The sequence below is a fragment of the Micromonospora wenchangensis genome (genome assembly GCF_002210435.1).
Lineage (GTDB): Bacteria > Actinomycetota > Actinomycetes > Mycobacteriales > Micromonosporaceae > Micromonospora > Micromonospora wenchangensis.
This window is the reverse complement of the sequence record NZ_MZMV01000009.1, coordinates 1-21,392: the sequence shown is the minus strand read 5'-3', so window position 1 is coordinate 21,392 and position 21,392 is coordinate 1. Positions and strand designations below refer to the sequence as shown.

Annotated in this window: 21 protein-coding genes; 11 read left to right on the top strand and 10 right to left on the bottom strand. The window is 74.6% G+C overall.

Translation table 11 applies throughout. The features are described 5' to 3' along the window. The first annotated feature begins 6 nt into the window (after positions 1–6). Genes B5D80_RS07280 through B5D80_RS07265 form a run of 4 tightly spaced genes read left to right on the top strand, consistent with a single transcriptional unit; the run spans position 7 to position 4,105 of the window. Entirely contained in the window at positions 7–576 is a 570-nt protein-coding gene (locus B5D80_RS07280; RefSeq protein WP_088643015.1) for a GNAT family N-acetyltransferase, read from the top strand. Further along, positions 573–1,448: a carotenoid biosynthesis protein gene (locus B5D80_RS07275; RefSeq protein ID WP_088643014.1), complete on the top strand. Its 876-nt coding sequence runs from the start codon at positions 573–575 to the stop codon at positions 1,446–1,448. Before B5D80_RS07280 ends, B5D80_RS07275 begins: the two co-directional genes overlap by 4 nt. 37 nt (positions 1,449–1,485) lie before the next feature. After that, complete coding sequence (locus B5D80_RS07270; protein ID WP_088643131.1) at positions 1,486–2,607, top strand: glycosyltransferase family 2 protein; 1,122 nt, start codon at positions 1,486–1,488, stop codon at positions 2,605–2,607. 10 nt (positions 2,608–2,617) lie between these two features. Further along, positions 2,618–4,105: a phytoene desaturase family protein gene (locus B5D80_RS07265; protein WP_088643013.1), complete on the top strand. Its 1,488-nt coding sequence runs from the start codon at positions 2,618–2,620 to the stop codon at positions 4,103–4,105. 121 nt (positions 4,106–4,226) lie between these two features. Here B5D80_RS07265 and B5D80_RS07260 read toward each other — a convergent pair whose 3' ends face one another. Together B5D80_RS07260 and metF are read right to left on the bottom strand one after the other, a co-directional pair. Further along, on the bottom strand, positions 4,227–4,916 hold the full coding sequence (locus B5D80_RS07260) for a CDP-alcohol phosphatidyltransferase family protein (RefSeq protein WP_088643012.1): 690 nt from the start codon (positions 4,914–4,916) through the stop codon (positions 4,227–4,229). A gap of 44 nt (positions 4,917–4,960) precedes the next feature. Then, positions 4,961–5,878, bottom strand: coding sequence for a methylenetetrahydrofolate reductase [NAD(P)H] (metF, locus tag B5D80_RS07255; protein ID WP_088643011.1), 918 nt, complete (start codon positions 5,876–5,878; stop codon positions 4,961–4,963). A 248-nt stretch (positions 5,879–6,126) separates the two neighbouring features. Between metF and B5D80_RS33845 the strand changes: the two genes are divergently transcribed. Further along, positions 6,127–6,585 carry a helix-turn-helix domain-containing protein gene (locus B5D80_RS33845; RefSeq protein WP_211291421.1) on the top strand — a complete coding sequence of 153 codons (459 nt, stop codon included), beginning with the start codon at positions 6,127–6,129 and terminating at the stop codon, positions 6,583–6,585. Positions 6,586–6,619: 34 nt separating this feature from the next. After that, entirely contained in the window at positions 6,620–7,702 is a 1,083-nt protein-coding gene (locus B5D80_RS07245; RefSeq protein WP_088643010.1) for a polyprenyl synthetase family protein, read from the top strand. A 19-nt stretch (positions 7,703–7,721) separates the two neighbouring features. Here the strand turns inward: B5D80_RS07245 and B5D80_RS07240 are convergent, their stop codons facing one another. Further along, entirely contained in the window at positions 7,722–8,111 is a 390-nt protein-coding gene (locus B5D80_RS07240; RefSeq protein ID WP_088643009.1) for an Rv2175c family DNA-binding protein, read from the bottom strand. A 144-nt stretch (positions 8,112–8,255) separates the two neighbouring features. Between B5D80_RS07240 and pknB the strand changes: the two genes are divergently transcribed. Both pknB and B5D80_RS07230 read left to right on the top strand, forming a co-directional pair. Further along, positions 8,256–10,241, top strand: coding sequence for a Stk1 family PASTA domain-containing Ser/Thr kinase (gene pknB, locus B5D80_RS07235; protein WP_088643008.1), 1,986 nt, complete (start codon positions 8,256–8,258; stop codon positions 10,239–10,241). Continuing rightward, entirely contained in the window at positions 10,238–11,098 is an 861-nt protein-coding gene (locus tag B5D80_RS07230; RefSeq protein ID WP_088643007.1) for a deoxyribonuclease IV, read from the top strand. Before pknB ends, B5D80_RS07230 begins: the two co-directional genes overlap by 4 nt. 211 nt (positions 11,099–11,309) lie before the next feature. Here the strand turns inward: B5D80_RS07230 and B5D80_RS07225 are convergent, their stop codons facing one another. From B5D80_RS07225 to B5D80_RS07210, 4 genes are all read right to left on the bottom strand, one after another. Then, positions 11,310–12,329, bottom strand: a complete 1,020-nt coding sequence (locus B5D80_RS07225; RefSeq protein WP_088643130.1) for a threonine aldolase family protein — start codon at positions 12,327–12,329, stop codon at positions 11,310–11,312. A gap of 22 nt (positions 12,330–12,351) precedes the next feature. Next, positions 12,352–13,758, bottom strand: a complete 1,407-nt coding sequence (locus B5D80_RS07220; RefSeq protein WP_088643006.1) for a class II 3-deoxy-7-phosphoheptulonate synthase — start codon at positions 13,756–13,758, stop codon at positions 12,352–12,354. Between the two features lie 67 nt (positions 13,759–13,825). Beyond that, on the bottom strand, positions 13,826–14,302 hold the full coding sequence (locus B5D80_RS07215) for a hypothetical protein (RefSeq protein WP_088643005.1): 477 nt from the start codon (positions 14,300–14,302) through the stop codon (positions 13,826–13,828). A gap of 210 nt (positions 14,303–14,512) precedes the next feature. Further along, on the bottom strand, positions 14,513–16,150 hold the full coding sequence (locus B5D80_RS07210) for a glycosyl hydrolase family 18 protein (RefSeq protein ID WP_088643004.1): 1,638 nt from the start codon (positions 16,148–16,150) through the stop codon (positions 14,513–14,515). Between the two features lie 167 nt (positions 16,151–16,317). On the opposite strand from B5D80_RS07210, the gene B5D80_RS07205 reads away from it, so the two are divergent. Further along, complete coding sequence (locus tag B5D80_RS07205) at positions 16,318–16,806, top strand: glutathione peroxidase (protein ID WP_088643003.1); 489 nt, start codon at positions 16,318–16,320, stop codon at positions 16,804–16,806. 611 nt (positions 16,807–17,417) lie between these two features. Here the strand turns inward: B5D80_RS07205 and B5D80_RS07200 are convergent. Next, a complete protein-coding gene (locus B5D80_RS07200; RefSeq protein ID WP_088643002.1) occupies positions 17,418–18,221 on the bottom strand; it encodes an SGNH/GDSL hydrolase family protein in 804 nt (267 codons plus the stop codon). A gap of 226 nt (positions 18,222–18,447) precedes the next feature. Between B5D80_RS07200 and B5D80_RS07195 the strand changes: the two genes are divergently transcribed. After that, a complete protein-coding gene (locus tag B5D80_RS07195) occupies positions 18,448–19,140 on the top strand; it encodes an NADPH-dependent F420 reductase (protein ID WP_088643129.1) in 693 nt (230 codons plus the stop codon). 70 nt (positions 19,141–19,210) lie between these two features. On the opposite strand, the gene B5D80_RS07190 is transcribed toward B5D80_RS07195, so the two are convergent. Together B5D80_RS07190 and B5D80_RS07185 are read right to left on the bottom strand one after the other, a co-directional pair. Further along, on the bottom strand, positions 19,211–19,759 hold the full coding sequence (locus B5D80_RS07190) for a GNAT family N-acetyltransferase (RefSeq protein ID WP_088643001.1): 549 nt from the start codon (positions 19,757–19,759) through the stop codon (positions 19,211–19,213). A 3-nt stretch (positions 19,760–19,762) separates the two neighbouring features. Further along, positions 19,763–20,257: a GNAT family N-acetyltransferase gene (locus B5D80_RS07185; RefSeq protein ID WP_169733041.1), complete on the bottom strand. Its 495-nt coding sequence runs from the start codon at positions 20,255–20,257 to the stop codon at positions 19,763–19,765. Positions 20,258–20,405: 148 nt separating this feature from the next. On the opposite strand from B5D80_RS07185, the gene B5D80_RS07180 reads away from it, so the two are divergent. Further along, on the top strand, positions 20,406–21,269 hold the full coding sequence (locus tag B5D80_RS07180; protein ID WP_088643127.1) for a DUF4397 domain-containing protein: 864 nt from the start codon (positions 20,406–20,408) through the stop codon (positions 21,267–21,269). Positions 21,270–21,392 lie beyond the last annotated feature (123 nt).

The window sequence follows — 21,392 nt, the reverse complement described above, 5'->3', positions numbered from 1 at the left end:
ACGCGCATGAGGTTGGTGCGGTGGACGCCGGAGGATCTCGTCCGGCGGCTCGACGACGTGGTCGCGGTGTACGGGGAGGCGATGGGCTACCGCAGCGACCTGCTGGAGGCCCGACGCGGCTACATCGCCACCCACGCCCGCCGGCCCGGGTTCCGCGCCGTCGCCAGCCTCACCAGCGAGGGTCACCTGGCCGGCTTCGGGTACGGCTACCTCGGTGCGGGTGGCCAGTGGTGGCACGACCAGGTCTACCGGGCGCTTCCCCCGGACGCCCGGCAGCGCTGGCTGACCCGCTGCTTCGAGGTGGTCGAGCTGCACGTCCGACCGCCCGCGCAGGGGCACGGCCTGGGCGCCCGGCAGCTCACCGCCCTGCTCAGCCTCGCCGAGGGCGGCACCACCCTGCTGTCCACCCCGGAGGCCGACGAGCGGACGTCGCGGGCCTGGCGGCTGTACCGGCGGTTCGGCTTCGTCGACGTGCTGCGGCACTTCCGTTTCCCCGGCGACGAGCGGCCGTTCGGGGTGCTCGGCCGGGACCTGCCGCTGCCCCGTCCCGACACGTCCGGGCCGGCCGCGTCGTGACCCGCCGGCACGTCCCCTGGCTGCTGCTGGCCCTGCTGGTGCTGATCCAGATCTGCTACCCGCTCAGCACCGGGGTCACCCGGGCCCGGCTCACCGTCGCCACGGTCGTGCTGGGCTACCTGCTCGCGGTGGGGCACGCGCTGCTCACCCGGGGTCCCCGCACGGCGGCGGCGCTGGTCGCGGTGGCCACCGGCGGCGGGTTCGCGATCGAGGCGCTGGGGGTGGCGACGGGCTTCCCGTTCGGCAGCTACGACTACTCGGGCGAGTTGGGGCCGAAGCTGGCCGGGGTGCCGTTGATCATCCCGCTGGCCTGGACCTGGATGGCCTGGCCCGCCTGGCTGGCCGCCGTCCGGCTGACCACGCCCGCCGCCCGCACGCCCGCCGCCCGCACGCCCGCCGTCCGCACGCCCGCCGTCCGCACGCCGGCGGGGCACGTCGGGCGGGTGGCGTTGGCCACCGTCGGGCTGGCCGGTTGGGACCTCTTCCTCGACCCGCAGATGGTGGCCGAGGGCTACTGGGTGTGGCGCGACGCCACCCCGGCGCTGCCCGGACTGCCCGGCATCCCGGTCAGCAACTACCTGGGCTGGCTGCTGTTCGCGGTGCTGCTGATGAGCGCGCTGCGCCCGCTGGCCGGGCCGGCCGTCGCGGTCACCGGCTCCCGCGACGCCCCGATGTTCGCCCTCTACCTGTGGACGTACTTCTCCAGCGTGCTGGCGCACGCCGTCTTCCTGCGGCTGCCCGCCTCCGCGCTCTGGGGTGCGGCCGGCATGGCGGTGGTGGCGGTGCCGCTGGCGGTGACCCTGCTGCGCGCCCGCCGCCGCCCCGCCGACCGGCCGGCGCCGGCCCGCACCGGCGTCGACACCCCGGCATGAGCCGGCACGGGCCGGTGGGGGCGTGGCGGTGACCGTCATCGCGTTCGTGCTGGCCGTCGCGGTGACCGCGCTGACCGCGCACACCTGGGTCAACGCCCGGTACTGGCTGCGCCGGCCCGTCGACGGGCCGGTCGGGGTCGACGAGACGGTGGCGGTGCTGCTGCCGCTGCGCGACGAGGCCGACCGGGTCACCCCGTGCCTGCGCGCGCTGCTCGCCCAGCAGGGGGTGCCCGACCTACGGATCGTGGTGCTCGACGACGGCTCGACCGACGGCACCGCCGAGGTGGTCCGCGCGGTCGCCGGCGACGACCCCCGGGTCACCCTGCGCACCGGGGTCACCCCGCCGCCGGGCTGGCTGGGCAAGCCGTACGCCTGCCACCAGCTCGCCGGGCACGCCGGGCCGGCCGCCACCGTGTACGCCTTCGTCGACGCGGACGTGGTGCTCACCCCGTACGCGGTCGCGGCGGCGGTGACCGAGCTGCGCGCGGCGCGGGCGACGCTGCTGTCGGCGTACCCGGGGATCCTGGTGCGGACGGTGGGTGACCGGCTGTTGCAGCCGCTGTTGCAGTGGTTGTGGCTGACCTTCCTGCCGCTGCGCGCGATGGAACGCTCGCCGCGGCCGTCGCTGGCCGCCGCCGGTGGGCAGTTCCTGCTGGTGGACCGGGCCGGCTACGACCGGGCCGGCGGGCACGCCGCGGTCGCCGACCGGGTGCTGGAGGACATCGAGCTGGCGCGGGCGGTGAAACGCGCAGGCGGGCGGATCGCGCTGGCCGACGCCTCCCGGCTGGCCGCCTGCCGGATGTACGAGACCTGGCCGCAGCTGCGCGACGGCTACACCAAGTCGCTCTGGGCCACCTTCGGTCACCCGGTGGCCGCCGCGGCCGTGGTCACCGCGCTGCTCCTGCTCTACACCGCGCCGCCGCTGCTGGCGGTGGCGGCGCTGGTGGCGGGTTCACCGCCGGCCGCCGGGCTGGCCCTGACCGGGTACGCGGCGGGAGTCGCCGGGCGGGTGGTCAGCGCCCGCGCCACCGGCGGCCGGGCCTGGCCCGACGCGCTGGCCCACCCCGGCTCGGTCGTGGTGCTCGGCTGGCTGACCCTGCGGTCGTACCATCTGCGGAAGCGGCGTCGCCTGTCCTGGCGTGGCCGCCCGGTCAGCTAGGAGGCGCGGCATGGCGCGGATCGTGGTCATCGGCGCCGGCGTGGGCGGGCTGGCCACCGCCGCCCGGCTGGCCGTCAGCGGGCACGAGGTGACCGTCTTCGAACGGTCCGACACCGTCGGCGGCAAGCTCGGCCGGTACGTCCACGACACCCCGGCCGGCAGCTTCCACTTCGACACCGGGCCGAGCCTGCTCACCCTGCCGCAGGTCTTCCACGACCTGTTCGAGGCCACCGGCGCGAAGCTCGACGAGTACCTCGACCTGACCCCGCTGGACCCGATCGTGCGGCACGTCTTCCCCGGCGGCGGGCCGGCCCTCGACTCGTGCGCCGACCCGGACGAGTTCGCCGCCCGCATCGGCGTCGCCCTCGGCGACCGGGCCGCCGCCGACTGGCGGCGGCTGTGGCGGCGGGCCGCCCGGGTGTGGACCGCGTCGCACCGGGACATCCTGCGGCGTGCCGTCGACTCGCCGCGCGACCTGGCGGCGCTGGCCTGGCGGCTGGGTGACCTGGCCGCGATCGGGCCCGGTCGCACCCTGCGCGGACTGGGCCGCAGCCACCTGTCCGACCCCCGGCTGCGGATGCTGCTCGACCGGTACGCCACCTACACCGGCGCTGACCCGCGCCGCGCCCCGGCCGCGCTGGTCGCCGTCCCGTACGCCGAGCTGACCTTCGGCGGCTGGTACCTGCGCGGCGGGCTGGGCACCCTGGCCGACGCGCTGCTCTCCCGCTGCCTGGACCTGGGCGTGACGGTCCGCACCGGGGAGACCGTCACCCGGATCGACGCCGCCGGGGGCCGGGTGCACGGGGTACGCCTCGCCGGGGTCCACGCGCCCGTCCCCGCCGACGTGGTCGTCGCCAACGCCGACGCGCTCACCGTCTACCGGGACCTGCTGCCGCACCCGGGCCGGCTGGCCGCGCTCACCGACCGCAGCCTGGCCGGTTTCGTGCTGCTGCTCGGGGTACGCGGGGACTCCGGGCTGGCCCACCACAACGTGTTCTTCCCCGCCGACTACGACGCCGAGTTCGACGCCGTCTTCGGCGCTCCCGGGCGGGGGGTGCGGGCCCGACCGGCGACCGACCCGACGGTCTTCGTCACCGTGGCCGACGACCCGATGGTCCGCCCGACCGGGCACGAGGCGTGGTTCGTGCTGGTCAACGCCGCCCGCCACGGCACCGCCCCGGACGCCGTGGACTGGCGTCGGCCGGGGCTCGCCGACGCGTACGCCGACCGGATCCTCGACGTGCTCGCCGCGCGCGGGGTCGACGTACGCGACCGGCTGGTGTTCCGCGAGACCCGTACCCCCGCCGACCTGGACGCCGCGACGGCCGCGCCCGGCGGGTCGATCTACGGCACGGCCGGTGGGCTGCTCCGCCCGGCCAACCGGGGCCCGGCGCACGGGCTGTGGCTGGTCGGCGGCTCCACCCACCCCGGCGGCGGCCTCCCCATGGTCACCCTGTCGGCGCAGATCGTCGCCGACGAGATCGGCCCCGCCTGGTAGTCCGCGCCCGGGCCGCCCGCCGGGGGCCGGTGGGGCGAAAGAGCGGTATCCGGCGCTCGGGTTACCGCTACCTCGACGCCGTTGAGTCGATCATCGCCGGCCGACCCCGGGAGCGGGCGGGTCAGCCGGCGTCGATCAGCGCGCGGCGGACGGTGGACAGCAACTGCCCCAGGCCGAAGCCGGCCAGCAGCACCCAGACGGCGGTGGCCATGGTGATGGTGCCGGCGGCCAGGTCGAGGTCGATCAGCCCGGTCAGCCCGGCCAGCAGCAGCCCGACCAGGGCGACGCAGACCCGGGTGGGCCGCTCCCCGACGGTGACCGCGCCGATCTCCCGCATCCCCGCGGCGACCGCGCGGGCCCGTACGTACTCGTGCAGCCAGGACAGCGCGCCGGCCGCGACCACCAGCGCCCCCGGCGCTCCGACCAGCCAGAACGCCGCCAGCCAGGCGATCTCACCGAGCCGGTCGGCGACCGAGTCGTAGACGTAGCCGAGCCGGGTGGTCCGGCCGGTGGCGACCGCGACCGCCCCGTCGACGCTGTCGGCGACCGAGGCGAGCAGCACGAACAACGCGCCGACGATCGGCCCCTGCCCCGACCGGGCGCTGAACAGCGGCACGCACAGGCAGAGCAGCACCCCACCGACGGTCACCGCGGTCGGGGTCACCCGCAGCCGACCCAGCACGTAACCGACGTGGTACGCGAAGCGCAGCCAGGCACGGACCACCGGCGCGGCGACCCGGGGGTCGAAGCCGCCGTGCAACCGCGCCCACGCGGTCGCGTACTCGTCCCACTTCAGCTGTGTGCCCACCATCGGTCAACCGTCGCGGCGCGGTCGAGGTGTCGGGGCCGGCGCGTTCACACCCGGGCGTCGGCCCGCAGGCTGCGCCACACCTCCCGGGTCGCGGGCGAACGGTTGAGGGTGATGAAGTGGATGCCGGGCACCCCCTCGTCGAGCAGCCGGGCGCACATCTCGCTGGCCTGTTCGATGCCGAGCCGGCGGACCGCCTCCGGGTCGTCGGCGACCCGCTCGAACCGCGCGGCCAGCGCGGGCGGGAACGGCGCGCCGGACAGCTGCACCGAGCGTTCGATGGTGCCGATCTGGGTCACCGGCATCACCCCGGCCAGGATCGGGGTGTCGCAGCCGGCCGCCGCCACCCGGTCGCGCAGCCGCAGGTAGTCGTCGGCGTCGAAGAACATCTGGGTGATGGCGAACTCCGCGCCCGCCCGGCACTTGCGGACGAAGTGCGCGGTGTCGCTGGCCACGTCGGCCGAGCGGGGGTGCTTGTAGGGGAAGGCGGCCACCCCGACGCTGAAGTCGCCGGCCTCACGGACCAGCCGGACCAGGTCCTCGGCGTAGTCGACGCCCTCGGGGTGGCGGACCCATTCGCCCCCCGGGTCGCCGGGCGGGTCGCCCCGGACGGCGAGCACGTTGCGCACCCCCACGCCGGCCAGCCGCCCGATCACGTTGCGCAGCTCGGCGACGGAGTGGTTGACGGCGGTGAGGTGGGCCATCGGCAGCAGCGTGGTCTCGGTGGCGATCCGTTCGGTCACCGCGACCGTGGTGTCCCGGGTCGAGCCGCCGGCCCCGTAGGTGATCGACACGAACGACGGGCGCAGCGGCTCCAGCTCCCGGATGGCCTGCCAGAGCAGCCGCTCCCCCTGCGCCGTCTTGGGCGGGAAGAACTCGAAGGAGAACGTCGGCTGGCGGTCGCGGATCAGCTCCCCGATCGCCGGCTGGGGATTGGGAAGGACGGAGGGAAGACCGAGCGCCACGTGACGACTCTAGCGGGCGTCACCGCCCGGCCCCACGCACTTCCCACCGGAGCATCGACACCCACCGAAGCCGGCGTCGGCCGCCGTGGCGGGTGGCGTCGTACCCCGGGGGTAGAACGAGGGGGCGCGGGTGGCGTCGGTGGGGGGCCGACGCCCGGGGTCACGCGCGGGGGTCGGCAGCACGCGACCGCGGCACGTCGGCCGCCCTGCGGGGCGGGTGGGCCGCGCCGACATCCGCCGGAGGACCGATGACCCCGTCCGACCCCCGCCCGCTCGGGCCGCTGATCACGCAGCTCCGGCTGGCCCGGGGCTGGAGCCAGCGACGGCTCGCCGACGAACTCTGCGCCGCCGCCGGCACGGCCACCCTGACCCGGCACGAGGTGTCCCGCTGGGAACGCTCGGTCCGTGTCCCCGGCGACCGCTGGCGGCGGCAGCTCGCCGTCGTGCTCGACGCCCCGATCGGGCCGCCGGCCCGCCGGGCCGCCCCGCGTCCGGCGCGCCGGGCCGGGAAAGCCGCACCGGGGCCGACGGGCCGAGCGGCCCGCGGACGAGCCGGACGGCGTCCGCAGGGGCCGGTCCGCCACCGGAGCGACGGTGGGCCGGCGCGGTGTCGGGCACCGCCGGCGTCCCGTCCGGCCGGCCGCCCCGACCGTCCGGTCGGCCCTGGCCGGGGCGCAGACCGGGGTGACGCGCCGAGGCGCTGGTGAGGCGGCGGCGGTGGGGACCGGCTAGCGTCGTGGCGTGACCCACGCTGCTCCCGTCTCCCCCGTCGACCGTGCCGGCCTACGGCAGCGGGTCGACAAGGCGCTGACCGAGTTCCTGGCCGGTAGGCGTAACTGGATGGCCGGCATCGACGACGCCCTGACGCCGGTCGCCGAGACCATCGAGGGGTTCGTGCTCGGTGGCGGCAAGCGGCTGCGGCCGGCGTTCGCGTACTGGGGGTTCCGGGGGGCCGGCGGGGTGGACGCCGACCAGGTGGTGACCGCCCTGGCGGCGCTGGAGTTCTTCCAGGCCAGCGCCCTGATCCACGACGACCTGATGGACCGCTCCGACACCCGGCGCGGCGAGCCCGCCGTGCACCGGCGGTTCGCCACCCGGCACCGCGCCCACGGGTGGAGCGGCGACCCGGACGCCTTCGGCGACGCGGCGGCGATCCTGCTCGGTGACCTCTGCCTGGTCTGGTCCGACGAGCTGCTGCACTCCGCCGGGCTGGACCCGCACACGGTGGCGCGGGCCCGGCCGGTCTTCGACGAGATGCGCGGCGAGGTCACCGTCGGGCAGTACCTGGACGTGCTGACCCAGGCCACCGGGGAGGTCTCGCTGGACCGGGCGGGCAAGGTGGCCCGGTACAAGTCGGCCAAGTACACCGTCGAGCGGCCGTTGCTGCTCGGTGCCGCGCTCGCCGACGCGTCCGCCGACGTGCGCACCGCCTACTCGGCGTACGGGTTGCCGCTCGGTGAGGCGTTCCAGCTCCGCGACGACGTGCTCGGGGTGTTCGGCGACCCGGCGCAGACCGGCAAGCCGGCCGGGGACGACCTGCGCGAGGGCAAGCGCACCTACCTGGTCGCGGCGGCGGTCCAGGCAGCCGACGAGGCCGGCCGGGAGCTGCTGCTCGGTCGGCTCGGCGATCCGGAGCTGGACGAGGACGGGGTGACCCGGCTCCGTGGGCTGATCACCGGCACCGGCGCGCTGGCCCGTACCGAACAGCGCATCGTCACCCTGACCGACACCGCGCTGGCCGCCCTGGCCGGCGTCGACCTCGACACCGAGGCCCGGCAGGCGCTGGTGGACCTCGCCATCGCCGCCACCCGCCGCGCCGACTGACGCCCTCAGGCGGTGCGGGCTAGAAGCCCAGGGCCTGGGCGCGGCGTTTGACCTCGCGGGCGTGGTCGCCGCCGAGGGTGGCCGCGCCCGTGCCGCCGGAGAGGGTGTCGTCGGGCTCGTACAGCCAGCGCAGGGCGGCCTCGTCGTCGTAGCCGGCGTCGGCGAGCAGGGTGAGCACGCCGGGCAGGTGCTTGAGCACCGTCTTGTTGGCGACCAGGTCGGCGGGGATCCGGCGCACCCCGTCGCGGCGGACGGCGAGCAGCTCGCGGTCCCGGATCATCTGGTGGACCTTGCTGATCGACAGGTCGAGCCGCTCGGCGACGTCCGGGAGGGTGAGCCACGCGGCCGGGTCGCTGGGGCCGCCGAGGTCGCTGCCGGCGGACTGGTCGGCGGGTACGGGTTCGGTCACCGGACCACCCTGCCACGTCGCCCGGCTGCCCGTGCAACGGCACCCCGTCCGGCCGGGGGCGAGCGCGGCGGGACCGACCGGTGCCGACCCCGGCTGTAGCATCCTGTTCAACCTTCACCCTCAGGACACATAGACTCCCTGCCGATGGACATACAGGTCGCCGACACGTTGCTGGGCTCGCTGCTCGACGGGCGCTACCGCATTCGCGGTCGCGTGGCCCGTGGTGGCATGGCGACCGTGTACACCGCCACCGACGAGCGCCTGGAGCGTACCGTCGCGGTGAAGATCATCCACCCGTCCCAGGCCGCGCAGGCGCGGTCCCGGATGGCCGGCTTCCCGGACCGGTTCACCGACGAGGCCAAGGCCATCGCCCGGCTGACCCACCCCAACGTGGTCGCCGTCTACGACCAGGGCACCCACCAGGGGCTGCCGTACCTGGTGATGGAGTACATCCGGGGCCGCACCCTGCGTGAGGTGCTGGCCGAACGCCGCCGGCTCAACCCCGACGAGGCGCTGGCGATCATGGAGCAGATGCTCGCCGCGATCGCCGCCGCGCACCGGGCGGGGCTGGTCCACCGCGACGTCAAGCCGGAGAACGTGCTGGTGGCCGAGGCACCCACCGGCGGGGTGGCCAACCTGGTCGACAGTGTGGTCAAGGTCGCCGACTTCGGCCTGGCCCGCGCGGTGGAGGCCAGCGCCGAGGAGGGCGACGGCAACCAGCTGATGGCGACCGTCGCGTACGTGGCGCCGGAGCTGGTCACCGACGGACGCGCCGACCCGCGTACCGACGTCTACTCGGCGGGCATCGTGCTGTTCGAGATGCTCACCGGCCGGGTGCCGTACGACGGGGACCGCCCGGTCGACGTGGCCTGGCAGCACGTCGACAAGGACGTACCGGCACCGTCGGTCCTGGTGCCCGGCCTGCCCCGGGTGCTCGACGAGCTGGTCGCGCGGGCGACCCGACGGGACCCGGGCGCCCGGCCGGCCGACGCGGGTGCCCTGCTGGCCGAGGTGCAGGTGGCCCGGGACGACCTGGGCAACCCGAACGCGCACACCGCCGTGCTGGGCCGGGTGGCCGGGGAGCTGCCCGCGGTGGCCGAGCCGACGATGGTGGTCGCGGCGGTCAGCCCGGTGGCCCGGCCGACCTGGGCCCGGTTGCCCGAGCCGGCCGCCCCGCAGCGCCCGCACCGGCGGCGGGCCACCGAGGACACCGGCCTGGGGTCCCGGCTGGCGGAGCTGCGTACCCGGGTGATGGGCACCCCGCGCGGGCGGCTGTCGGTCGCGGCGGCCGTGGTGGTGGTCGGCCTGCTCGCCGCGATGGGCGGCTGGTGGGTGGGGGTGGGCCGGTACACGGTCGCGCCGCAGCTGGTGAACCTGAGCCGGGCAGACGCGCAGGCGCAGGCGGACCGGGCGGGGTTCCAGGTCGCCTTCGCCACGCCGCGCTACGACGAGAAGGTGCCCCGCGACGGGGTGGTCGCCCAGGATCCGGGCTCGGCTGCCAAGATCCTCAAGGGCGGCACCATCACGCTGACCCTCTCCCTGGGCCCGGAGCGGTTCCCGCTGCCGGACGTCGTCGGCAAGGAGTTCGACCTGGCCGAGGCCGACCTGACCAGCGCGAAACTGGTGGTCGCCAAGGGCACCCCCCGCTACGACGACAACCTGCCCGCCGGGGTGGTGGTGGACACCAACCCGAAGGTGGGCACCGAGGTGAAGCCGGGCACCAAGGTGACCGTCATCCTCAGCCGGGGCCGCGCCCCGATCACGGTTCCCGACCTGGTCGGCAAGAGCCTCAACGACGCCCGCGCCGCCCTGTCCCGGCTCGGCCTGGAGCCGGTCGAGACGTACAAGGAATCCGACAAGCCGCGCGACGAGGTCCTCGGGCAGAGCCCGGCCGACGGCGCGGGCGTGGAGAAGGGCACCAAGGTCAAGCTGGACGTCAGCAAGGGCCCGCCGCAGGTGACCGTCCCCCGGGTGGTCGACCTGCCCTGCCAGCAGGCCAAGCAGCAGTTGGAGGGGGCGGGGTTCACGGTGAACGTCCAGTTCAACCCCAACGGCATCGTCCGGTTCCAGAACCCGGGCGAGAACTCGCAGGTGCCCCCGGGCACCCCGGTCACCCTGGGCTGCCTGTGAGCGCCCACCGGCCGGTCGGCTCGCACACCCCGACCTCGGGTGGGCTGGCCAGGGCGGCCCTGCCGTACGTGGACGCGACCGGCTCGCGGGTGGTGCAGGTCTACGTCTCCAACTCGCGGGGCTGGGCGCTGCCGCCCGGCGACCCGGCCCAGGACGCGCTGTTCGCCGAGGGCTGCGCCGCCCGGGGCGTACCGGTCTACATCCACGCGTCGCTGCTGGTCAACCTCGGTTCGCCAACTGCCGCGACGGTGGAGAAGTCGGCGCAGACGCTGGCGCACGCGCTGCGCCGGGGGCGGGCGATCGGGGCGCGGGGCGTGGTGTTCCACGCCGGCAGCGCGGTCGACGCCGGCTATGCCGAGACCGCCCTGCGGCAGGTACGCGAGTCGCTGCTGCCGCTGCTCGACGAGACCACGGCCGCCGGCGGTCCGCTGCTGCTGGTGGAGCCGAGCGCCGGTGGCGGGCGGTCACTGGCCTCCCGGGTGGAGCACCTCGGCCCCTACCTGGACGCGGTCGACAGGCATCCGGGGCTGGGCGTCTGTTTCGACACCTGCCACGCCTGGGCGGCCGGGCACGACCTGGCCGCAGCGGGCGGCATGACGGCCACCCTGGACACCCTGGTCGCCACGGTCGGGGCGGACCGGCTCAAGCTGATCCACGCCAACGACTCCAAGGACCTGTGCGGCTCGACCCGGGACCGGCACGAGAACATCGGCAAGGGCAACATCGGTGAGCCGGCCTTCGCCGAGTTGATGGCCCACCCGGCGACCGCCGGCATCCCCGTCGTCGTGGAAACCCCCACGGAAAAGCACGAGGGCCACGCCACCGACATAGCCACCCTCACCCGCCTGCACCCCTGACTCCCCCGCCCCCTCCCCCACTCGATGCCCCGGCTCCACTCTGACGGCTCGACGCCCGCAGCTCGACGCCCCCGGTGATCAAGAGGTTTGCGTCAAGTTTGATCTTCAGGCTGACGCAAACCTCTTGATCAACACCGGAAGGCGCGGAAGGCGCGGGCGGCGCGAGCGCGTGCGCGTGGAAGGCGCGGGCGGCGCCGGCGGGGTCAGGGGGTCAGGGGGTGAGCAGGTCGGGGAGGATCTTGGCGGCGTGGTCGATGGCGGCGTCGTCGACGTCGAGGTGGGTGACCAGACGGGCGGTACGGGGGCCGAGCACCGACAGCAGCACCCCCTCGGCGCGGGCGGCGGTGGCCAGGGCCCGCGCGTCGAGCCGGTGCCCGGTCAGGTCCAGCGGCACGATGTTGGTGCGTACCGGGCCGGCGAGCACCCCGCACGGGGCGAGCGCCTCGGCGAGCCGGGCGGCCCGGGCGTGGTCGTCGGCGAGCCGGTCCAGGTGGTGGGCCAGGGCGTACCGGCCGGCGGCGGCGAGCACCCCGACCTGCCGCATCCCGCCCCCCATCCGCTTGCGCAGGAACCGGGCCCGGTCGATCCGCGCGGCACTGCCCACGACCAGCGAGCCGACCGGCGCGCCGAGCCCCTTGGAGAGGCAGACCGACAGGGTGTCGAAGAGCCCGCCGTACTCGTGCAGCGGCACCCCGTCGGCGACGTGCGCGTGCCAGATCCGGGCGCCGTCGCAGTGCAGGGCGAGGCCGGCGGTGTCGGCGACCCGGCGCAACTCCCGCAGGGTCGCCAGCGGGATCACCCCGCCACCGCCCCGGTTGTGGGTCTGCTCCACGGCGATAGCCCGGGTCGGCACCGCGAAGTAGCCGTCCGGCCGGATCATCGCCGCCACCACGGCCGGGTCCAGGCCCGCGCCGAGGGTCGGCCAGGTCCGCGTGGAGATCGCACCGTACGCCGCCGCCGCGCCGACCTCGTACGTCACCACGTGCGCGTCGGCGTCGCAGAGCAGCTCGTCACCGGGCGGGACGACCAGTTGCAGGGCGATCTGGTTGGCCATCGTCCCGGTCGGGGCGAACAGCGCCGCCTCGTGCCCGAACAGCGCGGCGACCTCGGCCTCCAACGCGTTGACAGTCGGGTCCTCGGCGTAGACGTCGTCGCCGACCTCGGCGGCGGCCATCGCCTCCCGCATCCCGGCGGTCGGTCGGGTCACCGTGTCGGAGCGCAGGTCGGCCACCGGGCCGCCCCCCGCCGTGGGGTCAGCCACGGAGCATCTCCGCCACCAGGAAGGCCAGCTCCAGCGACTGCTGGGTGTTCAGCCGGGGGTCGCAGGCGGTCTCGTACCGGCCGGGCAGGTCGAGGTCCTCGATGCCCTGGGCACCGCCGAGGCACTCGGTGACGTCCTCGCCGGTCAGCTCGACGTGGATGCCGCCCGGGTGGGTGTCCAGCCCCCGGTGCACCTCGAAGTAGCCGAGGACCTCGTCGACGATCCGGTCGAAGTGCCGGGTCTTGTAGCCGTTGGAAGACTCGTGGGTGTTGCCGTGCATCGGGTCGCACTGCCACACCACCTTCGCCCCGGCGGCGGTGACCTTGGCCACGATCGGCGGCAACGCGTCGCGGACCTTGTGGTTGCCCATCCGGCTGATCAGGGTCAGCCGGCCGGGGATGTTGTCCGGGTTGAGCTTCTCGCACAGCTCGATCGCCTCGTCCGGCCGGGTGGTCGGGCCGAGCTTCACCCCGATCGGGTTGGCGATGCGGGAGATGAAGTCGATGTGCGCGCCGTCGAGCTGCCGGGTCCGCTCGCCGACCCAGAGGAAGTGCCCGGACAGCCCGTACGCCCGGCGGTCGGAGACCCGGGTGAGCGCCCGGTCGTACTCCAGGGCCAGCGCCTCGTGGGAGCAGTAGAGGGTGACGGTGCGCAGCGCCTCGTCCTCGGTCATCCCGCAGGCCCGGATGAACGCGATGGCCCGGTCGATCTCCCGGGCGATCGCCTCGTAGCGCTCCCCCGCCGGGGAGTTCTTGACGAAGCCCTTGTTCCAGTCGTGCACCGCGTGCAGGTCGGCCAGGCCGCCCGCCAGGTAGGCGCGCAGCATGTTCATCGCGGCGGCCGAGTTCGCGTACGCCCGGATCATGCGCTGCGGGTCGGCGACCCGGGCGGCCGGGTCGGCCTCCAGCGAGTTGATCATGTCGCCGCGGTAGGCGGGCAGCCCCCGGGCGTCGGTCGGCAGCGACCGGGGCTTGGTGTACTGGCCGGCGACCCGGGCCACCTTCACCACCGGCAGGGACGCGCCGTAGGTGAGCACGATCGCCATCTGGAGCAGGGTGCGGGCGTTGGCCAGCAGGTGGCTCTCGGTGTTGTCGGCGAAGGTCTCGGCGCAGTCGCCGCCCTGGAGCAGGAACGCCTTGCCCTCGCAGACCAGCGCCAGCTTGCGTCGGAGCTGGTCGACCTCGTAGGGGGCGACCACCGACGGCACGGTGTCGAGCACCTTGCACACCTCGGCGACCTGGGCCGGGTCGGACCACGGCGGGATCTGCTGGCGGGGCAGGTCACGCCAGAGGTCGAGGCCGAGGGCGGCGTCCTCGGCCGAGTCGACGGTGGGGCGGCTGGTCTGCAGCCCGGGGCTGCTCACGGCGGGGTAGCTCAGCTGATGCCACTCATGGCGCATGGGAGAAAGCGTACGGCGACGGTCGGGACGCCGCGTCCCCGAGGGGCGGGGTTCCGGAGGATGGGAGTCAGGGGGTCGGCGACGGCGCGGGGCTGTGCCCGCCGGGTTCCTCGCCCGCGATGCACCAGTCCGCACCGTCGCGGGTGACGGTGAACAGCAGCGGTCGGGTGACCTTCTTCGACCCCACCGAAACGGTCACCGAGGTGCTGACCTCCTGCCCCCGGGCACCGGTGCGGATGTCGGTGATGGTCGCCCCGGGCACCTGGAAATGGTCGGCGAAATCACCGTTCGGCCCGGTCGCGGCGGCGTCGAAACCCTCCTGCATCGTCGCGCAGAGCTGGTTGCGACCGGCGGCCGGGTCCTTGGCGGCCATCGCGTCGAGGTACGCCTGGACCCGCTCCCGGGCCTTGGCCGCCGCCTCCTGGGCGGGCACCCGGGTGGGCCCGCCGTCGGCCTCGCCGTCGCCGCTCTGGCCGCAGCCGAGCAGGGCGAACGGCAGCAGGGCCAGCGGTACGACGCCGGCGGTGCGGAGCCTGCGGCCCATGCGTCCTCCCCGGGTACGGATGTCGACGGTGCGGATGTCGAGCGGCGAGTCTGCCACACCGCACCCGTCCGGTGGCAACCCGTCACGGCCGCGCCGGCCCGGCCGGTCGGCGTTTCGCCAGGCGGGACCGCCGCCGACCGGGCCGGACAGCCGGACGGGGAGGGACCGGTGGCCGGTCCCTCCCCGCGGGTGGTGCGTCGGGCGCTCGGCTCAGCCGAGACCGCCCTTGATGGCGCCGATCAGCTCACCGTTGCCGGTGTCGCCGGAGAGTTCCCAGAAGAACGCGCCGCCGAGCCCCTGGTTCTTGGCGTAGGTCATCTTGCCGCCGATGGTGGCCGGCGTGTCGTAGCTCCACCAGTTGCTGCCGCACTTGGCGTACGCCGTGCCGGCGATCGTGCCGGTGGCCGGGCAGGTGTTCTTCAGCACCTTGTAGTCCTCGATGCCCGCCTCGTAGGTGCCGGGGGCCGCGCCGGTGGCGGTGCCACCCGGGGCCGTCTGGGTCACCCCGGTCCAGCCGCGACCGTAGAAGCCGATGCCGAGCAGCAGCTTGTTGGCCGGCACGCCCTTGGACTTGAGCTTCTGGATCGCCGCGTCGGAGTTGAAGCCCTGCTGCGGAATCCCGGTGTACGAGGTGAGCGGCGAGTGCGGGGCGGTGGGGCCCTGGGCGTTGAACGCGCCGAAGTAGTCGTACGTCATCGGCATCAGCCAGTTGAGGTTGCCCACCGCACCGGCGTAGTCGGTGGCGTCGATCTTGCCGCCGTTGCTGCCGTCGGCGGTGATCGCGGCGGTGACCAGGGCCGACGAGCCGAACTTGGCCCGCAGCGCGGAGATCACGTTCTTGAACGCGTTCGGGCCGCTGCTGTCACAGCTCAGACCGCAGGCGTTGGGGTACTCCCAGTCGACGTCGATACCGTCGAAGACGTCCGCCCAGCGCGGGTCCTCGACCAGGTTGTAGCAGCTCTCGGCGAACGCGGCCGGGTTCTGCGCGGCCTGGGTGAAGCCACCCGACCAGGTCCAGCCGCCGAAGGACCAGATCACCTTGAGGTGCGGGTACATCTTCTTGAGCTTGCGGAGCTGGTTGAAGCTGCCGCGCAGCGGCTGGTCCCAGGTGTCGGCGACGCCGTCGACGCTGTCGGCGGCGGTGTACGCCTTGTCGTAGTCGGCGTAGCTGTCCCCGATCGTGCACCGGCCGCCTGTGGTGTTGCCGAAGGCGTACAGGATGTGGGTGAGCTTGGCGGCCGAGCCGCTGGTGGCGATGTTCTTGACGTGGTAGTTGCGCCCGTAGACGCCCCACTCGGCGAAGTAGCCGACGACCTTCTTGTCCCCGCTGGGCGGCGGGGTGGTGGGCGGTGGGGTCGTCGGGGGCGGGGTCGTCGGCGGCGCGGTGGTGGGCGGGGCGGTGGTCGGCGGCGCGGTCGTCGGCGGCTTCGTGGTGGTGGGCGGGGTGCCACCGCCGCACGCCGCGCCGTTGATCGTGCAGTTCAGCGGCGCCTTGTACGGCCCGGTGCCGTTGTAGCCCCAGCTGAAGCTGGCCCCCGGGGCGAGCGGCCCGGCCCAGCTCTTCTTCACCGCCACGTAGTGGTTGCCGCTGCTGGTGACGTCGGCGTCCCAGAAGCTGCTGATGGTGGTGCCGGACGGCAGGTCGAACTCGATACGCCAGGTGCTGACGCTGGCGCTGGAGCCGTTGGCGACGGTGACCCGCCCTTCGTGGCCGGTCCCCCAGTCCTGGGCCGAGGCGAATGTCGCGGTGACGCTTCCGGCGCCGAACGCCGAGGTCACCGGTACCGCCGCCACGGTCAGCGCCACGACGGCGCCGGCCCAGAGGGCGCGGCGGAGCGATCTCTTCATGAGGCGCCTCCTCAAACAGTTAGGAAACTTTCCAAATCGATCGATGGGGAGACGCTACTCACACCGTCATCACTTCGTCAAGATGCGCATCCGTCGATTCATCAGCAGCACCGGGCGGCGGGGCGGCCAGCCGGCCGGACGGCGGGGCCGGGCGCTAACCTCGCGGCATGACCGTCTTCGACATCGAGATCGACGCCCTGGCCGGCGGCCCGGCCGACCTGGCCGGCCACCGGGGCCGGGCGCTGCTGGTGGTGAACGTGGCCTCCCGCTGCGGCCTCACCCCGCAGTACGCCGACCTCCAGGCGCTGGCCACCGAGTACGCCGACCGGGGCCTGGTGGTGCTCGGCGTACCGTGCAACCAGTTCGCCGGGCAGGAACCCGGCACGGCCGCCGAGATCGGCGAGTTCTGCCAGGTCAACTACGGCGTCACCTTTCCGCTGACCGAGAAGGTCGACGTCAACGGTCCGGCCCGCCACCCGCTCTACGCGGCGCTGGTCGACACTCCCGACACCGAGGGGCACACCGGGGACGTCCGGTGGAACTTCGAGAAGTTCCTAATCGCCCCGGACGGCACGGTCGCCGCCCGGTTCGCGCCGACGGTCACGCCGGACTCGGCCGAGCTGCGCGCCGCCGTCGAGAAGGTCCTCCCCGCCTGAAGGCCCGTCCCTCCTTCCGGGTCGCACCGTCCGGGTCGGTCCCGTTCCGGGGCCGCCCGCCGGTCCGACCCGGACGGTTCGGGCCGACCGCCGGCCGAGCCCCCGTCGCCGGCTCGCCCCCCGCCGGCCGGGTGCCGTCCACGACGCGGACCGCTCCGCCCCCACAAGGGTCTCCTCGCGCCCTTTCGATCTGACGACACCAACGGGTCACCCCGCCCGGACAGGACGACACCCCACTCCCCCGGGCAGGAAACCGGGCCGAGCCGACCGCGGACCCCGACCCACGCCGAGCAGCGCCGCTGGGCCCCGGTGACGACACGCCACGTGATCCCCGGAAGCCGGCCAACCACGCCCGAGAGCCGGCCGACCCGTGCCCGGAAGCCGGCCGGGGCAGGGACACCTGCGGACCGACCGGTGCCCGGCCAGACCGAGATCCGGCCCGCGCCGGTGCCCGCCGTCCCGACCCGGCCAGACCGAGATCCGGCCCGCGCCGGCGCCCGCCGTCCCGACCCGGCCGGACCGGCCGCCGCAGACCCGAGCCGACGACCGTGACCGCGCCGACCCGGGCGGGGCGACGCGGTCACGGTGGAGCCGGCGGGACGCGGTTCGGGTCAGCCGGCGGCGGTGCGGAAGACCGGGTAGTAGCCGCCGGACTGGCCGGCTGCCGTCGGGTGGTACGAGACGCCGAGGTTGGTGAAGTTCAACGCGTGCAGCCACTTCTCGCCGTAGCTGCACAGCTGGTGACCGACGAAGATGGACCGTACGTCGGCGAACGTGAAGCCGGCCGAGGTGGCGGCGGTGCGGGTGATGTCGTCGATCAGGTTGATGCCTTCGTTGATCTTCGCGCGGGAGTTCGCGCTGAGCCCCACGCAGACCGTGCCGAGCTGGTAGAAGACCGGGTAGCCGACGACCACCACCCGGGCCGACGGGGCGCGGGACTTGATCCCGTTGTAGACGGTGGCGAGCTTGGCGGGCAGTTCCGCGCGGGCCTTGTCCTCGGCGGCCTGCACGGCCGCGACACACTGGGTCTCCCCCTGGAGCACGCAGGTCGACATGATCGTGGTGAACCCGACGTCGTTGCCGCCGATGGTGACGCTGACCAGGGTGGTGGTCGAGGTCAGTGCGGAGAGCTGGTTGTTGACCACGTCGGAGGTGGTCGCGCCGGAGCAGGCCACCGACTTGTACGAGGCGGGCTTGATGTTGGTGTTGTACAGCGCCGGGTACGCGTTGGTGCTGCGCTGACAGGAGCCGCTCTCGGAGGTGTAGCTGCCGGCGCCGACACCGGAGGCGTACGAGTCGCCGAGGGCCACGTACCGGTCGGTGGGGGCGGCCTGGACGGGCACCGCCGCGCCGAGGGTCACGCCGATGGACGCCGCGAGACTCACGGCGAGGGTCACGAGTCGGGATCTCCGCACGTCGCACTCCTGGGGGTGGGGAAGTGGTGGTGGGAGATAGATATCACTCGATCATATGTTTAGGGAAGATTATCGATGGGCAACAGGGGTGACTAGGGGTTCACCGGCACGCGACGTCCCCGACGCGCGGCCGACCCGTCCGGCCGACCTGGACGGTCGACATCCACCGCATAACCCGTCGATCAGGTCGGGAATACGCACCCGACCGGGCCGGTTGGTCACCGGCATGACAACTGTGGGACTCATCGGCAGCGGCAACATCGGCAGCACCCTGGCCCGGCTGGCGGTCACCGCCGGCCACGACGTGGTGCTCAGTAACTCGCGCGGTCCGGAGACGCTCAAGGACCTGGTCGACGAGCTGGGCATACGGGCCCGGGCGGCCACCCCGGACGAGGCGGCGGCAGCGGGTGACCTGGTGGTGGTCACCATCCCGCTACGGGCCTACCGGGACGTGCCGGCCGCGCCGCTCGCCGGCAAGACCGTCATCGACACCAACAACTACTACCCGGAGCGCGACGGCAGCATCCCGGAGCTGGACGACGAGTCGACCACCACCAGCGAGCTGCTCCAGCGGCACCTGCCGGAGTCGCGGGTGGTCAAGGCCTTCAACAACATCTACTTCAAGCACCTGCTCGCCCTGGCCCGTCCGGCGGGGGCCGCCGACCGCACCTCGCTGCCCGTCGCCGGGGACGACGCCGCGGCAAAGGCCGAGGTCACCGCGTTCATCGACTCCGTCGGGTACGACACGGTCGACGTGGGGCCGCTCGCCGAGGGCTGGCGGTTCCAGCGGGACACCGCCGCGTACGGCGTCTTCTACACGGCCGACCCGGCGGCGGGCTACGAGCAGCCGGGCCTGCCGACCGACGCGCAGCGGCTGCGGGACGCCCTGGCCGCCGCCCGCCGCTACGCCGACGCCTGACCGACGACCCATCGCGCCGGCGGGACGGCAGCCGCGAGGCCCGTCCCGCCCGGCGGGCGGCCCGCCGTGGTCAGCGGGCGGCCCGCCACTCGTCGGCCAGCACCGCCCACACCTCCATGTCGACCCGGCCCGCCGGCCCCGGGGCGACCTGACGCAGGGTGCCCTCGTGCCGCATGCCGAGCCGCCGGGCCACCGCGATGCTGCGGACGTTGCCGACGCTGGTCCGCCACTCGACCCGGTGGATGCCGCGTTCCCGGATCGCCCAGTCCACGATCCGGGTCGCCGCCCGGGTGACCAGCCCCCGGCCCTCGGCTGCCGGTTCCAGCCAGCAGCCGGCCTCGGCCACCCCGGTCGCGGTGCTGAACGACACGAACAGCACCCCGCCGACGAGGACGCCGTCGAGCCAGATCCCCCAGATGCCCCCGGCGTCGTCGGCCCACTTGTCAGCGGAACGACGCAGCACCCGGCGGGCCGACTCCAGGTCGGTGGCCACGAAGGACGCCCCCACCCACGGGGCGATGTGTTCCCGGGCCCGGTCCAGGTGGGCCAGGAACTCCTCGGCCTGCCACGGTGAGAGCGGACGCAGCTCGGCGTCCTCGGTCAACGGCAGCGCGAACATCGCTCAGTTCCTCCGGTGCGCGACGGCCAGGCTCAGCCGCAGCGTCGGCCCGACGGTGGGCACGAACCCCAGCGACCGGTAGAGCGGTTCCCCCTGGGGCGAGGCCCGCAGGTCGATCTTGCCGACCCCGCGCTGCCGGTACCAGTCGAGCAGCGCCTCCAGGCAGGCCCGGGAGTAGCCGCGCCGACGGTGCACCGGCTCGGTGACCACGTTGAACACGTAGCCGGTCAGGCCGTCGGGGTTGCCGGGGCCGCCGAGGCGCTGCTCGATGGTCCCGGTCGCGCAGGCCGCCAGGACGCCCGGCCGGTCGGGGTCGTCGACGACGAAGACCGCCATCAGGTCGGCCGGCTCGGCCAGCCGCCGGTGCAGCACCTCCCGGGCCGCCTGCTGCCAGGGCCCCGGCGCGGGGGCCATCTGGTCGATGTCGGCCAGCATCACCCCACGCAGGCGAACGATCTCACCGGCGTCGGCGACCACGGCCCGTCGAACGTTGATCACGAACGGACCGTACCGGATCGCGGGGACGGGCCGCCGGACCGCACCACGCTGATCGCAAACGACGGGGACACGGCGATCGACCAACTTGCGATCGGGTCCCGCCCACGGGACGCTGGGGGTCGGCACCGACACCACCTCCGGAGGCGAGATGCCCCAGCTCCGTCCCGCGCCGCGCCGGCTGCTCGCCGCCGCCGGCACCCTCCTGCTCGGCACCGCACTGGCCACCGTCGGCGGCCCGCCGGCCGGGGCGGCGGCCGGCGACGTCGGCTACGTCCGGCTCGCCCACCTCTCCCCCGACACCCCGGCCGTGGACGTCTACCTCTCCGCCCCGGGCGCGGCGGCACCGCAGGTCTTCCCCGCCGTCGGGTACGGCGTCGTCTCCCGTTACCTGCCGCTGCCCGTCGGCCGGTACGCGGTGGCGATGCGGCAGGCCGGCGCCCCGGCCAGCGAGCCACCGGTGCTCACCACCGAGGTGGCCCTGCGCGCGGGTGAGGCGTACACGGTGGCCGGGGTGGGCCGTTACGCCGACCTCGGCCTGCGGGTGCTCGCCGACGACCTCAGCGCCCCGGCGGCCGGCCGGGCGAAGGTACGGGTCGTCCAGGCGTCCGTACGGGCCCCGGTGGTCGACGTGGCCGCCGAGGACGGACCGACCATCGCCGACGCCGTCCGGTTCGCCACCACCACCGACTACCGGCAGGTCGAGCCGGGACGCTGGCGGCTGCGCCTCGGTGGCGGCGGCGGGCCGGGCACCGACGCCGAGGTGACCCTCACCGGAGGACGGGTCTACTCGCTGCTGGTGCTCGACGGCAAGCGGGGCGGGTTGACCGTCGAGCTGCGCGAGGACGCCCGGGGTGGCGGGACCGCACCGGCGGGCGGGGTGCCGGCCGGGGCCGGCGGGCTGGCCACGGGCGGGCTCGGGGCGTACCCGGTGATGGCCGGCGGGGTGCTCGCGGGGGCCGTGGTGGTGGGCACGACAGTGCTGGTGCGGCGTCGGCGGCGACCGGTCTGGTGACCCGGCCCGGCTTCACGATCCGCCGGCACCGCGCCCGGCCCGCGCCGGCCACCGTCCTGGTCGCGGCCGGCGCGGCGTGCTGCCTCGCCGCCGGTGCCGGCGTCGTGCTCGCCGCCGCCACCG